General features: G+C 43.1%; 11 protein-coding genes and 3 pseudogenes. 12 read left to right on the top strand and 2 right to left on the bottom strand.

The features are described from left to right. Positions 1-7: 7 nt before the first annotated feature. Positions 8-1,306 (top strand): amidohydrolase family protein, encoded by a 1,299-nt coding sequence (locus MSWHS_RS15170; RefSeq protein WP_048128843.1) that lies wholly within the window; start codon positions 8-10, stop codon positions 1,304-1,306. A 314-nt stretch (positions 1,307-1,620) separates the two neighbouring features. After that, positions 1,621-2,856: an adenosylhomocysteinase gene (locus tag MSWHS_RS15175; protein ID WP_048128840.1), complete on the top strand. Its 1,236-nt coding sequence runs from the start codon at positions 1,621-1,623 to the stop codon at positions 2,854-2,856. A gap of 403 nt (positions 2,857-3,259) precedes the next feature. Here the strand turns inward: MSWHS_RS15175 and MSWHS_RS20685 are convergent, their stop codons facing one another. Beyond that, positions 3,260-3,472 (bottom strand): DUF1670 domain-containing protein, encoded by a 213-nt coding sequence (locus MSWHS_RS20685; protein WP_231585471.1) that lies wholly within the window; start codon positions 3,470-3,472, stop codon positions 3,260-3,262. Positions 3,473-3,485: 13 nt separating this feature from the next. Here MSWHS_RS20685 and MSWHS_RS20690 point away from each other — a divergent pair. From MSWHS_RS20690 to tnpA, 4 genes and pseudogenes are all read left to right on the top strand, one after another. Further along, positions 3,486-3,815 (top strand): annotated as a pseudogene (locus MSWHS_RS20690) (transposase); the annotation flags it as partial. Between the two features lie 153 nt (positions 3,816-3,968). Further along, positions 3,969-4,280: pseudogene (locus tag MSWHS_RS18630) on the top strand (IS5/IS1182 family transposase); the annotation flags it as partial. A 369-nt stretch (positions 4,281-4,649) separates the two neighbouring features. Further along, positions 4,650-5,180 (top strand): KEOPS complex subunit Cgi121, encoded by a 531-nt coding sequence (cgi121, locus tag MSWHS_RS15195; protein WP_369798529.1) that lies wholly within the window; start codon positions 4,650-4,652, stop codon positions 5,178-5,180. A gap of 173 nt (positions 5,181-5,353) precedes the next feature. Continuing rightward, positions 5,354-5,760 (top strand): annotated as a pseudogene (tnpA, locus tag MSWHS_RS15200) (IS200/IS605 family transposase). 299 nt (positions 5,761-6,059) lie between these two features. On the opposite strand, the gene MSWHS_RS15205 reads toward tnpA, so the two are convergent. Then, positions 6,060-6,788 (bottom strand): type 1 glutamine amidotransferase, encoded by a 729-nt coding sequence (locus MSWHS_RS15205; protein ID WP_048128835.1) that lies wholly within the window; start codon positions 6,786-6,788, stop codon positions 6,060-6,062. A 272-nt stretch (positions 6,789-7,060) separates the two neighbouring features. On the opposite strand from MSWHS_RS15205, the gene glpX reads away from it, so the two are divergent. From glpX to MSWHS_RS15240, 6 genes are all read left to right on the top strand, one after another. Then, on the top strand, positions 7,061-8,149 hold the full coding sequence (glpX, locus tag MSWHS_RS15210; protein ID WP_048128834.1) for a class II fructose-bisphosphatase: 1,089 nt from the start codon (positions 7,061-7,063) through the stop codon (positions 8,147-8,149). A gap of 151 nt (positions 8,150-8,300) precedes the next feature. Continuing rightward, positions 8,301-9,608, top strand: a complete 1,308-nt coding sequence (locus MSWHS_RS15215) for a tRNA (N(6)-L-threonylcarbamoyladenosine(37)-C(2))-methylthiotransferase (RefSeq protein ID WP_048159348.1) — start codon at positions 8,301-8,303, stop codon at positions 9,606-9,608. 393 nt (positions 9,609-10,001) lie between these two features. After that, complete coding sequence (locus MSWHS_RS15220) at positions 10,002-14,120, top strand: hypothetical protein (RefSeq protein WP_231585473.1); 4,119 nt, start codon at positions 10,002-10,004, stop codon at positions 14,118-14,120. 2 nt (positions 14,121-14,122) lie between these two features. Next, positions 14,123-14,731 (top strand): sarcinarray family MAST domain-containing protein, encoded by a 609-nt coding sequence (locus MSWHS_RS15225; protein WP_048159351.1) that lies wholly within the window; start codon positions 14,123-14,125, stop codon positions 14,729-14,731. 308 nt (positions 14,732-15,039) lie between these two features. Beyond that, the gene (locus MSWHS_RS15235) at positions 15,040-15,624 is read left to right on the top strand and encodes a sarcinarray family MAST domain-containing protein (RefSeq protein WP_369798990.1); all 585 of its coding nucleotides are present in this window, start codon (positions 15,040-15,042) and stop codon (positions 15,622-15,624) included. Between the two features lie 121 nt (positions 15,625-15,745). Then, positions 15,746-16,297: a sarcinarray family MAST domain-containing protein gene (locus MSWHS_RS15240; protein WP_369798951.1), complete on the top strand. Its 552-nt coding sequence runs from the start codon at positions 15,746-15,748 to the stop codon at positions 16,295-16,297. Positions 16,298-16,427 lie beyond the last annotated feature (130 nt).

Raw genomic sequence — 16,427 nt, forward strand, 5'->3', positions numbered from 1 at the left:
TGATCATATGGCTGACATAATAATAAAAAATGCTTATGTTTTAACGATGGACCCTGATGTGGGGGACCTTAAAAACGGGACTGTTGTTATTGAAGACGGAAAGATCACTGAAATCGGGGAAAAAACCAAAGAAAATGCCGATACCGTGATCGATGCAAAGGGTTCGGTTGTAATGCCAGGGCTTGCAAACACGCACACCCATGCAGCAATGACCCTTTTCCGGGGTTATGCCGACGACCTCCAACTTGCGGAGTGGCTTGAGAAACACATCTGGCCTGCCGAAGCCCAGCTGAAGGCAGAAGATGTTTACAGGGGTAGTCTGCTTGCATGCCTGGAAATGATCAAATCCGGAACAACAGCCTTTGCAGACATGTATTTTTATATGGACGAAACTGCAAAGGCTGTTGAAGCATCGGGACTTCGAGCTTCACTTTCCCACGGCCTGATAGAGCTCTGGAACAAAGAAAAAGGAGAAGCTGACCTTAAGGAAGGAAAGCGCTTTGTCCAGGCCTGGCAGGGAGCGGCAGGCGGCAGGATAAAAACCATGTACGGACCCCATGCCCCGAATACATGCTCAGAAGAGTTTCTTGCAAAAGTTAAAGAAGAAGCCCGCAGGGATGGAGCAGGCATCCATATCCATGTCCTGGAAACCGAAGCTGAACTGAATGCAATGAAAGAAAGGTACGGAAAGTGCTCTGTGCACCTGCTCGAAGACCTGGGTTTCTTCGGCCCTGATGTACTTGCTGCCCATTGTGTCTGGCTTTCGGATGGGGATATAGAGATTTTAAGGAAAAGGGGAGTAAATGTATCCCACAACCCCATAAGTAATATGAAACTGGCATCCGGAATTGCTCCGGTATACAAGATGCTGGAAAAGGGAATGAATGTCACCCTTGGTACTGACGGCTGCGCCTCAAACAATAACCTTGACCTGTTTGAAGAAATGAAGACTGCTGCCCTTCTGCATAAAGTGAGCACAGGCAACCCGACTGCTCTTCCGGCTCGCCAGGTACTTGAGATGGCAACTGTTAACGGGGCAAAAGCCCTTGGCACGGAAACCGGAACGTTGAAGGTAGGAAAGAATGCGGATGTAATTATAGTGGATATGAAAAAGCCGCACCTCACCCCCTGCTTCGATGTCCCGTCCCATCTGGTATATTCTGCAAAAGGAAGCGATGTCAGGACAACAATCGTGGACGGAAAAGTCCTTATGGACAATTACAGGGTACTTGTACTGGACGAGGAGAAAGTGGTGGAAGAAGCCAGGAGAGCCGCAGAAGAGCTTGTAGCAAGGACAAACGCCTGAAAAGTTCCAGGGGATGACGCATAACGCATGATACATTAATCATACAGGAACAATAAATACCTGAAAGCCGAACTTAACCACTGGTCCGCCTTAATCTGCCGGCAACCAGAGTTTCAGTTTGAGAATAATCATTGAAAAGTTTAGAGAAATCAAAGTACCAGCTTTATTAGTCACTTAATTCAATCGTTCATCTAATTATTCAACCGCATTAGTCATTTAATTCAATCGTTTATCTGATTATTCAACCACATTAGTCATTTAATTCAATCGTTTATCTGATTATTCAATCATTTATTTGATATGACGGGATCATCATGACCGAAAAAGAACTTGTAGAATCCGGAAACATGAAAATGGAATGGGCAAGAAGCCACATGCCTGTAATTGCAATCATCAGGGAGAAATTTGAGGAAGAAAAACCCCTGAAAGGGCTTAAAGTAGGAATGGCTCTTCACGTTGAAGCAAAAACCGCAGTCCTTGTAGAAACACTGGCTGCAGGTGGTGCACAGGTTGCAATTTCAGGTTGCAACCCCCTGAGCACACAGGACGATGTGGCACTAGCTCTCGATACCCGGAAAAATATAAGCTGTTTTGCAAGATACGGGTGCTGTACGAGCGAGTATTACGAAGCAATAGATAAAGTCCTTGACATTGAGCCCGACATCACAATCGATGACGGGGCAGACCTTATATTCAAACTCCACAAAGAAAGGCCAGGTATGCTCCCGAAGATTCTCGGAGGCTGCGAGGAAACCACTACAGGAGTCCACAGGCTTCATGCCATGGAAAAGGACGGAGCCCTTAAGATGCCGGTAATAGCGGTAAACGATGCAATGACCAAGTATCTCTTTGACAACCGCTACGGGACGGGCCAGTCAGCTTGGGACGGGATAAACCGGACCACAAACCTCCTTGTAGCAGGCAAAAACGTTGTTGTCGCAGGCTACGGCTGGTGTGGACGCGGGGTTTCAATGCGGGCTGCAGGACTGGGAGCGAATGTAATCGTCACTGAAATAGACCCCATCAGAGCCCTTGAAGCCAGAATGGACGGGTACAGGGTCATGAGAATGGCAGATGCTGCAAAAATAGGAGAGATCTTTGTAACGACCACAGGAAACTGTGATATCCTTACAGCTGACCACTTTAAGGTCATGCAGGACGGGGCAATCCTTGCAAACTCTGGACATTTCAATGTGGAAATCGATATGGAAGCTCTCACCTCCCTTGCAAAATCCGTCAGGACTGTCAGGAACAATATCAAAGAATATGATCTAGGGAACAGGCGCATTAATGTCATAGCCGAAGGCAGGCTTGTAAACCTCGCTGCCGGGGACGGGCACCCTGCTGAGGTCATGGATATGAGTTTTGCAAACCAGGCTCTCTGTGTACGTTACATTGCCGAAAATACTCTTTTGAACGGAGTCCACGGGGTCCCAAGGGAACTTGATACCTACGTGGCAAAACTGAAGCTTGAATCAATGGGCATAAGCACCGACGAACTTACTTCCAAGCAGGAATGCTACATGAACGGATGGGAGTGCGGGACATAAATAGAAAAAGAAGCAGCAGAGAATAATTTCATTTTTCAACTCTTGAGCCTTAGGGTGCAGTGAATATCGGCTCTTTCCATAATTGGCAGGGGCAATATTTACTGTGCATTATTTTGTATCCTCTTCAAATTGAGCGGAAAGCTTTTCAGTTTCAACTCAGTGCACTTTTTTCTTGGATGAGTTGAGCCAGAGATAGCATCTCGCACCTATTGCTCACTCTATCCAAGATATAATCATATGCACTCACGCTCAGATATGTTCATATGACCCTTCATTTCTCTAGTTATTGCTTTTCAATAAAGCAAGCCACCTCGTTTGACCCGGACGAACAAACTCATCTCGTAGATAGTACTGATTATTCAACTCAACAATTTTTTTAACGAATAATTTAACTACATCAGGATCACCTATATAGCCAAACCTCGTATTTTATGAAAAGTTCCTGGTACTCTTTTACCAAACGTTCTGAAATGCCGATGATTAATCGGATATTGTCCAGTGATTCCTCTCTCTGAGTAAGAATAGAGACACGGGAAAAATCTTTGATATAACACTCTATGCTTTGCAATGAATGCCTTGTTGATCTCTGGATCTCAGTGGGAGTGTATCCTTTCAAATATAATTCTACAATATTAGAAGATCGAGAATTTAAGTGGGGACACTCTACACATCGAGGTTATTTCATAGGGATGAAACTGAGTCTTGCCATGGAATATCCAAGCTTAAAACCTTTAGCTTTCATCGTTAATGAAGCAAATGTTAGTGAATAAATGGTTTATCCCCAGATTCTACAAGAGCTAAAGAGAAGAACGAAAATAAAACCAGGAGATGTACTTTATTTCGATAAAGGTTATTTTTCACATGAAAATTATGTAATAGGAATAGCAAAATACAAAATAGTTCCGATTATTTTTCCAAGAATAAATTGCAATTATAACAAACTTTTCGATATGCTAAGCTATCCTCTGAATTTTCGATATGCTAAGCTATCCTCTGAATTTTCGATATGCTAAGCTATCCTCTGAATTTTCGATATGTTAAGCTATCCTCTGAATTTTCGATATGTTAAGCTATCCTCTGAATTTTCGATATGTTAAGCTATCCTCTGAATTTTCGATATGTTAAGCTATCCTCTGAACATATTTGATTCGAAGAAAAATACGGAAGAAGAAAAGAAAATATATAAAAGACTTGTAGCAAAATTTAAATCTTTGATGGAAAATTGCGGAGGACTTAGACCGATTAGATCTCTCATTGAGGATGTATTTAAATTAACCAAAAAAACGTGCAATATGGAGAATTTACACCGATATACGATGCTTTCTGTAAAAAAATACTGCTTTTTGGCTGTATTTTTGACAGGGGCAATTACTGCGTTCTTTATTAGTGACAAAAAGGGGTTAAAACACTTGGCTGAGAGTTAAGATAAAAAGCACCATTAATGGATGCTATTCTAGCGGCGCTCAATGGAGCGCCGCTATTATCCTGAGAATTACAGCATTTTGCTGAGTAAACATACTTTTTTTTGCTGAGTAAACATACTTTTTTTTGCTGAGTAAACATACTTTTTTTTGCTGAGTAAACATACTTTTTTTTGCTGAGTAAACATACTTTTTTATCAGTGGCTGAATAGTTACAATATATACTTGCCTACTTCCTTAATTTTATTCCTAATTATGTATATATCCTCGAAGAATTAAAACTTTTATATAAGGTTTCAGAGTGCCTGTTCATTTCCTCACACATTTTTCCAACCGAAATCCTTATTGTAAAGCCCGGGATATGGCAGGAGTATGGAAATGCAAAGGGAAATCCAGGTTATTTGTGGAGCGGTGAGAATTCCGGACCTTCCCGGGTTTCTAAAAATAATAAACACAATCGCTTCCGAAAACGAGGTAACCGTTCAGGGCCTGAATGCTAACCTGATAGCGGGCGAAAGGCATCTTCATTTTGCAGTGGGGAAAGCTCTCAGGGCTGTCGCGACAGGCAGGAATGTGGCAAAAGATCCGGGCATCGAGATCATGCGTTATGCATCTGGAGAGCGGCAGATTGAAAGGAGTTTTTCTATAGGGCTACATGAAGGAGAAAATAATGCGGTTTTCGTGCTGCTTGGAAAAATGGATAATGTGCTTCTTGTTTTCTCCGAACTTCGGAAGTTAATCGAAGAAAAATCCTGTTCTGAACTGCTGGCTTATTCCGATTCCAAAAGGGAAGGAATTTTTTCTCTCTTCAGAATTACAGATGCAGAAATAGCAGCTTCAGGAGAAGAACATATCCCTGAACTCGTAATCGAGAGAGTGGCGCTGGCAGATTTCTTAAAATGAGCATAATTTAACTCTAAGGTGAGAAGTCCCCTTCTTAGACAGCCGAAGGCTGGCAGGTGGAGGATGAAAGCCGTCAACTTCTACAAAACAACAGTAGCATAATTCTTTATGCTTATAGTTACATTGATATGGTTATATCTATTTAGTGTAAACTGGATCTTAAAAGCCATTCTGTGTATTCACTTCATTATCATTTCGTTCAGTGTGTGAAATATAGGAGAAAAGTTCTAACGAACTCTTTTGTTGTCGATTTTCTTAAAACTAAAATCCATAACATAAGTGAAACATTCGATATTGAAGTGCTGAATATCGGGTGTGATAAAGAACACTTTCATTTTTTATTTTCAGCAAAACCTTCGCTTGATATTCCAAAATATATCAACACCATCAAGACAATAACTTTAAGGGAGATTCATAAAAACTTCCCTGAAGTAAAAACTATGTTATGGAAAGATGCGTTCTGTCAAGATCGTATTTTATCGCATCGACAGGGCAAGTAACCTTAGATATACTGAAGCAATATGTTGAGAACCAGGGCAAATATGCATCTGACGAAGAAGATCAAGATCAATCCAACTGAAGAAAAGACACGACATGCCTCTTTGGGAAATAATTATGAAATGTGATTGTGGAAACGTTATTGATAGAGATAGAAATAGTGTTATCAACATCATGAAGCGATTCTTATCACAAAATGCTTTGTGGACAGGCTATCAGAAATTTTCTTATAATCTTCGACAAACAGGATTACAGATGAATACTTGCATTATGCAAATATCCAAGTAACGTAATCACTCGAAGGAAGTTCCGTCCTCGCTTTCATCAGAAAGCAGGGCGGGGTAGTTCACTATCTTCGTTCATACTTCAACGTCTTCTCCTTTACTTCAATTTTTCACATTTTTCCTCTAACCAGTCCATCAGAGAAAAAGCAATATTCTGAGAGCCTTCAAGAAGGTGTTTGTGTCCTAGTAGTTCCTCTTCGGACTGGATGAACTTTCCTTCAACAAGTTCGTGCCCCGAATCTTCTATAAGATTTCTTATCCACCGCCTGTCAGCTTCAGGGTGAAACTGTAGTCCGAGGATGTTTCCCCTGTAAATAAAACCCTGGTTCGGGCAGGCTTTACTTTCGAAAAGTTTTACTGCGCCTTCCGGGATTTCAAAAGTGTCCCCATGCCACATGAATGCGGTAAATTCGGGAAATAAGCCTGCAGGAAGCTCTGAGTTTATTCCTCCTCCATTGTTCAGGTTTTCTTCTGCCAGAGCTTTTACCCTGTGCCAGCCTATTTCTTTGAACCTGTTTCTGGCAACTTTTCCACCCAGAACCTCTGCAATCATCTGTGCTCCAAAACAGCTCCCAAGCACAGGTTTGCCTGTATCTATCACTTTTTTTACAAACTCTTTCTCTAATCTTAGCCATGGGAACTCTTTCTCTTGATAAACACTCATCGTGCCCCCCATTATCAGGAGCATATCGAACTCTTCAGGCTCAGGAAAGACAGGTTTTTCATAAAGCAGAGTTTTTGTAAGGCTGTGCCCTTTCAGGGACACCCAGGTCCCTATGTTTCCAAGGGTCTCGTTTTTCAGGTGCTGGAGGCAATGTATTTTCATGGGTTTTCACTTTCTTTATTAGTAGAATCAGCATTTATCTTTCTAAAAATAGATTCAGCTCAACCATATGCTGTTTTATTAATGTTTTTTCAGATTTTCTTCGATAAACATTTCCTAAGATAAATATCTGTCCTCAGGTCTTTCCAATAGATATTAATATCCTATTGTGTTAACAGATCACATTAACAGACAAACAGACAAAGGGAAATATTCAGAAAAGGATTATTATTATCAGGATATTATCAGGAAGCAGGAAGTAAGAGTCGATTATCATGCCTCATCCAAAGACAGTAGAAGAAATGATTGAGTGTGCCGGACCCATCGAATGTGAGTTACTGCCAAGGCTTATTCAGGTAACAGAAACTGCTGCCATTGCCGCAGCCTATCAAATGGGACGCGGGGACAAGCACTTTGCTGATAAGGTAGCAGTTGCTTCCATGCGAAGGATGCTGAATAGACTTAACATGAAAGGCATAATTAAGATAGGAGAGGGAGAAAGGGACGAAGCTCCCATGCTTTTTATTGGGGAAGAGGTCGGGACAGGGACAGGAAATCTTGAGGTTGATATTGCAGTTGACCCCCTGGAAGGCACAAACCTTACGGCAGACGGCTACCCGGGTTCGGTTGCGGTAATGGCAATGGCTGAAAGGGGAGGGATCTTCCACGGCCCGGACATCTATATGGACAAGATAGTTGTCGGGCCAGATGTCGTTCGTTATGAAAATGATCATCCCGACGAAAAGATTGATCTGGATGCACCTGTCAGGCACAACCTTGAAATTGTTGCAAAAGCTCTTGGAAGAAGCGTTAAAGAACTCGTTGTCGTAATCCTCGACCGCCCCAGGCACGTCCAGAAGATAACCGAAATCCGGGAAGCTGGAGCTCGTGTAAGGCTGGTTACTGACGGAGACCTTATGCCAGGCGTTTCAACCGCCATCCGTGGCTCAGGCATCCATGTGGTTATGGGGGCAGGCGGCTCCGGGGAGGCTGTTCTTACAGCTGCTGCAATCAAGATCCTGGGCGGGAAAATCCTTGCAAGGCTTGTCCTGCCAACGGTTGCAAATGGAAAAACCAGGGACAAGATCGATGAAGAAATAGAGGAAAAAATGCCCAGGCTCGAACAGATGGGGATTACCCTTGAGAAACTAAATGATGTCCTTGATACCAATAAACTTGTTCCGGGTAATGATGTAATTTTTTCCGCAACAGCCGTAACTCCAGGTCACTTCCTGCGTGAAGTTAACCTCTTTGGAAGTGGAGATGCCAGAGTACACACGGTTTCTATGGGTGCATCTGGAGCTGTCAGGTTCACAGACAGTATTTATATCAAGGATAAACGGGAGACTCCTCTCTACCTGTAAATCCTTTTTCATCTTTTCGTTTTTAATCTTTTTTTGAAACACGGACCAGTATGGATCATGTATCTTCTGGTATAGTCCAAAAATGTGGATTATGAAGATCAGTTCTAAACCAAAGAATTCAAATTATCATATCAAAATGTGAAGTAAGAATATGAAAGTATATCTAGAGAGTTTTGGCTGTTCAGCAAGCCAGGCATCAGCCGAGATTATGAAAGCAAGTGTTGAGAGGCTCGGGCACGAGTTGTTGAGCTCTGCTGATGCCGGTCAGGCAGAGGTCTATATATGCAATTCCTGCACGGTCAAGTACACAACAGAACAGAAGATTCTCTACAAGATCCGCAGTATGGGTGAGAAGGGTGTCCAGGTGATTGTTTCCGGCTGCATGCCCGAAGTCCAGCTTGAAGATATTCTGCATGCAAACCCCGAATCCCATATTCTTGGAGTAAATGCGGTTTCCCGTATAGGTGAGCTTCTCTCTTCAATCGAAAAGAGGAGAATGGAAGGGCTGCCTGGGGGAGAACACCTGGAACTGCGGACTTCCGAGCCCATCGGGTTCCTGAATGTTCCTCGCGAGCGGGCGAACCCAAATATTCATATCTGCCAGATCTCCCAGGGCTGCAACTTCGCCTGTTCCTATTGTATCGTAAAGTATGCAAGGGGCAAACTCCGCTCTTTCCCGCCTGAGGAAATCGTAAAAGATATTAGTTCGGCAGTTGCAGAGGGCTGCCGGGAAATCTGGCTCACCTCCCAGGACGACAGTCAGTACGGCATGGATACCGGGGTCAAACTCCCTGAGCTCCTGCGCATGATTTCAGAAATCCCCGGCGACTTCAAAGTGAGGGTCGGCATGATGAACCCATTCTCCGTTCTCCCTATCCTGGACGAGCTTGTGGATGCCTTCGACTCTGATAAGGTTTTCAAACTCCTCCATCTTCCGATTCAGTCCGCTTCCCACTCAGTCTTGAAAAATATGAACCGTCTACATAAAATGGATACTGTGGACACAATCATTACGAAATTCCGTGCTCGTTTCGAAGATTTTTCCCTTTTTACCGACATAATTGTTGGCTTCTGTGATGAAACTGATGAGGATTTCGAAGAAACTATAGAATGGGTTAAAAAATACTGCCCGGAAAAGGTCAATATTTCCAGATATTCCCCACGCCCACACACAAAAGCCTTTTCTTTCCGGAACCTCGATTCCCGAATTTTAGTACAGCGTTCCCACAACCTACACAAAGTATGCGAGCAGATAAAGATTAAGTCCAAGCGGGAGATGATTGGCTGGGAAGGCAGAGTTTTTGTCTCAAAATATACGGAAATGGGGGATGTACTCACACGTACAGACTCTTACCGTCCTGTTGTGATTAGTGGTTCCGACCTCAAGCCCGGGGAATACACTAATGTGGAAATTATGAGCGCGAAGCCCGGCTATTTTATGGGGAAGATTATCAATTAAGGGTGAGTTATGTCAGCAAATGAAAATGAAATCTCGGTGCCCTCTAATTAATTGGTTGGAATTTTTTCCGAAATGACCGCAAATGGTATCTCGCGTTCTTTTTTTCCACGCGCTGCGCAATGTTTGACCTCGCCTGCGTACAGTAGATATATACTAAATCAATAGCCGTACTGGGAAGTCTGACCCCGGAATCTCAACCATGTAGTAGGGGACGACCTTTGCTCTTCACTCAGTTTTTTTACTTGCTTAACTCTGATTTTTATGTGATTCTCTTTTATTTTTGTTTATAACACTCTCTCAAATAAAGTAAACTATTTATGTATATAACTCTCTAATGTTTTTCACTCTATTTCTTCCATTCTTTATATTCTGTTATTTTCCTGAGTGAGGTATATGGCTGGGAAACAATCTTTTAAATGTTCTAAATGTTCTTGTTTTTTTCAGGATACCAGCGCCTATATTCCATATGCCGTAATCGGAATTTTCATTGTCCTTGTTGCAACATTCACTTCGGTCTACCTGATGAAAATGGACAGTGAGGTTGCCGAAACAATCTATACTACAGAGAAAAGCGATCCCAGGCAGACTGCTATATCCCTTGCGGCATCTGACCTTGCCCGCTGCCTTAACTATGCCGGGACAGAAGCCCTGGAGTGGCAGGGAGAACACCCTGTGATCCTGCCCGAGGGTGCTCCGGTTGAAAGGTCCTCTGAAGATAATTTTATGGTAATTCTGCAAAACCAGAACCTTGAGAAGGGAGACACACTTCAAATTTCCATAAACCTGCCTTCAGACGTCTGGGGTAAAGTCGAATCACTATGGAAAAACAAAGACGTTGCCCTGGTTGTAAATGACTCTTCAGGGCAGGAAATCAAACGAGTGAACTATGGGCAGGCTACCGGTTTTCTTCAAAAAGTTTCCTTTGAAGAATATATGGAAGTTCCGGAAACTGCAGAATCAGGATATGCATCCATTGAACTATATTATGGAGACGAACTCAAAGCCTCAGACTGGTTTCGGATTGAAGCAAGCCCCATAAAGGACATTGCAGCAGAGGCTTTTAACCGGTTGCTGTCTGTAAACTACCAGGGCAACAGCCACACCTTCATGGAATACGCCGTTAATGTAGAACCTTACATAGAACCCGAGCAGATAAGGGTAAAGAAAGTTAACGGGATCTTGCAGCGAGAAATTTCTCCCTCTGACAAAAACTACACGATTTACTATATTTTTGAAATCCCTCTTTTGAATTACACCCTTGTAGACCTTGAATCCGGAGAATCGCTCAACATGAGCATGAACCTCACTACCCTTATCACCTCAAGGGAACCTTTGCTCGAAGAACTTGTCCGGGAATATGAAACCGCCCTTGGGACATCTTCAAGCCTTGACTCAACCTCCAATATCGTGCTCGGGGCGACGAACCTGAGGTCTTTCATTTACGGGCCCTGGCAGCACTATGCACATGGACCTCTTAATATTTTGACCAACCCTGCCCTTGCAAGCTCGGTTAACGGAGCCACTCTCTACACTCAAAAAAAAGTTTTTGACTCGGTTGATCCCCTGGCTCTTACATACACCACTTACTACAATGGAAAGGTCCTATATGAAGACGTTCACGCTTCCAGCAGTTCAAAAACGAGTCCCAGCCTTTTGAACTCAACTGGCTCTAATTCTTCAGGAACCTTCTATGAAGCAGATGAGGACGTAAACCTTTCGACTACCTACGCTTCCCTTGCCGAAAATAGGTCTTTTTCCCTGGATGTTGAGGAGGGTATAGAGCAGTCTCTTGAAGATGTAAACACTTCCTATGACGAGCTTTCCGAATATTCGAAAATAACAGTCTCAGCCTCGGACTACACGGAAGGAGTCCTCGACGGCTGGGTCTTCAATGACCACTTGTGGGAAGAGGAAACCCCTGACCTTATCCATGATGTTGCAGACAGTGTTTACACGGCTCCGGTTCAGGGACAGATTTTAAGGGACGGCCTCAATTCTCCTGACCCTCTGGCTTCAACAATCACAGCGGATTTTGACCGGGATTCGGTTTCATACAGCGGGCATACCGTTAGCTGGGACTCCGACTATCTTGCATCGGGTACGCATGCAGGGTCACGTGTGCCCTCTTACTCCTGGAGTAACCCTGTTACGAATTTATATTCTGAGACTATGGACCCTGAAATCGATCCTCCAAGAGGGAAGCTAAAAAGCTGGTATATCACGGATGCCTCTGTTAGATTGAGTTCCGTGGAAATAACCGACGTAAGAGTAGAGCCCCATTACGAGTACAGGGGTAATGACGTGCTTGTTGCCGAGTACAGGACCGACGACGGCTATCTCAGTAGAGAGGACCATATTTTTGATTGGGGCATCCGGTATGATATATATTATAGCATCAGGACAACGTGGAAAATTAATTATGACTATACATACACGTATGCCTGGAAGACTATCAGCCATAATGAGGACGGCAGCACGTCCATAGAAACAACTTATGCTACATCAAGTGGCTCGGATTTGGAATTTGTAAGCAAAAAAGACCCTGAATCCCTTTTCCACACCGAAACAGAATCTGAAAATTTTACGATAATTTACCACCAGCGCCTTCCCACAGGCGGTTATACGGGCATATCAACCTATACCGACCCGATAGAAAGGGAATACAGGGAAACAACCCTGTACACTGCCGGAGCAGAGAGGTTTGATCCCTGCTGTTCCGATGCCGCAGACAAATACAGGGATGCTTATGTGAATATCAGGACGCTAGAAAGCACTTTCTGGACTTACCCTGACGGGATGTATCTCGCACAGCGCGCCGTCAACTGCGATATCCCACCCTGGTTGCACAGGGTTATGGCTGATGAGGTGCTGGCAATGCTTGATGCTGTTGAAAGTGACAACCCCACCTTCAGCTACTCTCTCCTTGATTCTCCGGGCCAGGACCCTACAGACCTTCAGGTGGTAACTGCCGAAAAACTAATTTTTGACCTCGAAGCAAGCCGGGAAGCCTACGTAAATAAAGAGCAGCACCTCACCCCAGCTGGAGATATGTACGTATCCAGCGACTCCGCCCGCTACATTGCAAGAAACGAAGCCTACAATAGGTTGCTGGACGACATCGAGCAGAAAAACAAAAAACTGGATTCCGACCTCAACTCCTACATCCTCGATGCCCTTGAGGAAAAAGGCCTCAGTACCGGCGCGTTTGACAGCGTGACCTCAGGTCCCATGACTCTTTTCGATAACCCTGCAATTGATATGGCTGCCTCTGCCCTTGGGCAGGAAATGGGCATTATCTCCACAATGAAAGTCACAGGCCAGCCCGAAAGCAAATACAACTGGACCGAAAACCTGACCCTCATCGTTGACCAGAAGCCTAACTACCTCTACCACGACCCGGACTTCGACCTCAGAGGAGAATACGAGTGGGCTGACTCTATGGGAAGTAAAACAATCTACCCCCTCGGCGTCCGGAATACCTGCATTTTCACAACCAACATCTCCGAAGAAATTGCAGATGCCATATCCTCAAGCGGTGAATACGTAAAAACCGAAACCTCTCAGCAAATCAGCCAGAGCATTTCCACTCTGAACACAGAAATCTTCCTGATGGAGCAGAACCTCAGTGAACAGGAAGTTTCCCTGGACACAGCCCGACTTGACACAGAGGTCTACAACCTGAAACTGGTCTATGCCCGGGAAATGAGATTTAAGATTACTGAAGAGGTAGCCGCTGAAGTAAGTTCAAATCCTGTTGTTTCCGGCTGGATTGAGGAAGACCGCGTCCATGCAGTTACAGTCAGCTACCTTAACAGTCTCTCCGATGAAGAGATAATCGTAAAATCTACCACAGACCAGCTTGCAACCGAACTTGCCGCCGCCGTAATAACTGAAATCAGGAACTCAAACCCTCCGGTTGAACCTGATGAACTTGAAGCTACTTTGAACAGGGTCGATACGGATGTTAGGATTGGCGTTGCAAACGGCATCTGTGCAGTCACGGAAAGCAAAGGTGAGGCTCTTGATATTCTTTTTGGAAAAATTGACGGTGAGCTGAAAAATATGGCAAACGAGACCGTGGATAGGTATTCTGGGGAGATAGCAGATAAGGTCACAAAAAGGCTGGACAGGACTATGGCAGCTGTCCCCTGCGGGCTGCCGGTACTGCCACCTCACTGGATTTTTACAGTGAATGTTTGGACATATGAGGTGATTGGAAAATATCAGGTATTTACTGTTATTGACAACGATAACGAAGTGATTCCCAAACCTTACTTTGGGCATAAGGGACAAAAGTACGTTAGACGAGAAGGGCGTGTAAATCATCCATTTAAACAGAATGGGGATGGGTCCCCAATAACAATTGGAGAAAATGCCCCAATAAAATTCCGGTTTAATGGATATGCTTCAACAATTGTTGGAGCAGGTCCTAAAGGGGTTGGAGATAAATTGGGTGATAGCACGGAGAAATCAGTAAGCTACGATGATTTGGTATTCGAAATGGTGGTATAATTATGAAAAATACGAGCCTTATCACTTTGGGAATTATGTTTCTTTTTTTGATTGGAACAGCTTCTGCAAGTAGTCAATATGGTTCTATAGATGTCTACTACAATGACAAGATCCTTCCAGGAAAAGAGATTGCAAAGCCTGTTTTGAAAATCGGAGAACCTTTCAAGGTTAGGTTTGATTTTACTGTGAATCAAAAATGTTACGTTTCTGTCAAACTAAGCGAACTTGGAAAAGATAACTTTGTTATAATAGATGGACCAACCTCGAGAATGGAAGAATATTATGGGAAAATTATGGAAGAAAATTCAACGGAAGTTTTTGAGTGGACAGTAAAGCCAACTGAAAATTGGGCGGGTGGAAGCATACCTATTGATTTTGTATATCAAGTAGATGAGTTAGGCGCTGGTGGGAAAACATTGGTAAATGGAGAATTCACCGCCGCTTACTGTACCATCTCTAACGAACATTACGAAGGCGAAATTCCCATTTCTGAAAATCATCCTGTTTCAGAAACCGAACCTTCTTCCACATCTGCATCCACGCCAGCTTTCAGTTTAGTAACCGCCATTTTGGCACTTGTACTTGTATTCCTCAGATTCTCCCGCCAGTAAATGCTGTGACGGGAGATTAAATTTATTTTTAACTCGATTAACTCAAGTTATTCTGGATAGGGTCGACACAGAAGTTAGAATCGGCATTTCGGACGGAATCTGTGCAGTTACAGCAAGGAAATGTGAGGCTATTGACATTCTTTTTGGGAAAATTGACGGTGAACTGAAAAATATGGCAAATGAGACCGTGGATAGATATTCTGGGGATATAGCAGACAAGGGTTGTGGACATACTGAAGAATCAGTTGCCTATGGAGATCTCTTCACAGAGTATGGTGTATAATATGAGAGGAAAGTGTTTGATTCTGATGTCAATATTAATATTGACTGTTAATTTAGCAACTGCCTCCAATCCTTATGGGGAAATTTATACTTACGATGTATATTATAACGATAAGCTTCTTCCAGGTACGGAAGTAGCAAAACCTCTTTTAAAGATTGGGGAGCCTTTTAACATAAAAGTAAACATTACAGTCTATCAAGAATATAAGGTGTCTGGACAAATATCAGAGATCGGAAGTGGCGATTTTGAAGTGATTGAGGGTCCTTCCGAAATGAATAGATATTCTAGTGCCAATCTAAAACCAAATGAATCTCATGTTTTTGAATGGACTATTAAACCAACTGAAGGTTGGGCAGGTGGCTCACTTCCAATCGATTTTCATTATGCTCTTCTTGAAAAAGGAAACCCAGATCCGATTCTGAATAGTGGTTTCACCGTTGCCTATCCTCACATCTCTAACGAATACTACGAAGGCGAAATTCCCACTTCTGAGGATCATCCAGTTTCAGAAACCGAGCCTTCCTCAAAATCCGCATCCACGCCAGCTTTCAGTTTAGTAACCGCCATTTCGGCACTTGTACTTGTATTCCTCAGATTCTCCCGCCAGTAAATGCTGTGATGGGAGATTTAATTTATTTTAACTCGATTAACCAAGTTATTTTGAACAGGGTCGACACAGATGTTAAAATTGGAGTTAAATTAAACTCTTGCTGACAGTTTGGTGAATTAACATGAAACTCAAAATTCTTGTGATTGGAACCATATTTATTTTGTTAACTAATATTGCTTCAGCAAGTTCTCCATATGGTTCCATCGATGTATATTACAATGATGTGCTTTTACCAGGAAAAGAAGTGGCTAAACCAACTTTGGACGTCGGAGAACCCTTTAGAGTCAAAATCAATCTAACCGTATCTCAAAAAAGTGATGTTTATGCATCACTTTCATGCATGGAAAAGAGTTCTTTTGAAATAATAGATGGTCCTACTGGGAGAATAGGAGACTATTCAAAAGCGAATATTTTAGAGGCGAACTCTACGATAGAGTATGAATGGATGGTAAAACCTACTGAAAGATGGGCTGGAGGATCACTGCCGTTGGATATATATTATGAAATTTATGACCATGGAAGTCCAGAGCCTCTGTCAAAGGTGGTTTCACAGTCGCTTATCCCTATATTTCCAACGAACATTACGAAGGCGAAATTCCCACTTCTGAAAACCATCCAGTTTCAGAAACCGAACCTTCTTCCACATCTGCATCCACGCCAGCTTTCAGTTTAGTAACCGCCATTTCGGCACTTGTGCTTGTATTCTTCAGATTCTCCCGCCAATAAATGCTGTGATGGGAAATTAAATTTATTTGTTTGTTTTTTTATTTATAAATCTCTCCCATATAAAGAAAAGTATTTAT

The organism is Methanosarcina sp. WWM596, assembly GCF_000969965.1.
Classification (GTDB): Archaea; Halobacteriota; Methanosarcinia; order Methanosarcinales; family Methanosarcinaceae; genus Methanosarcina.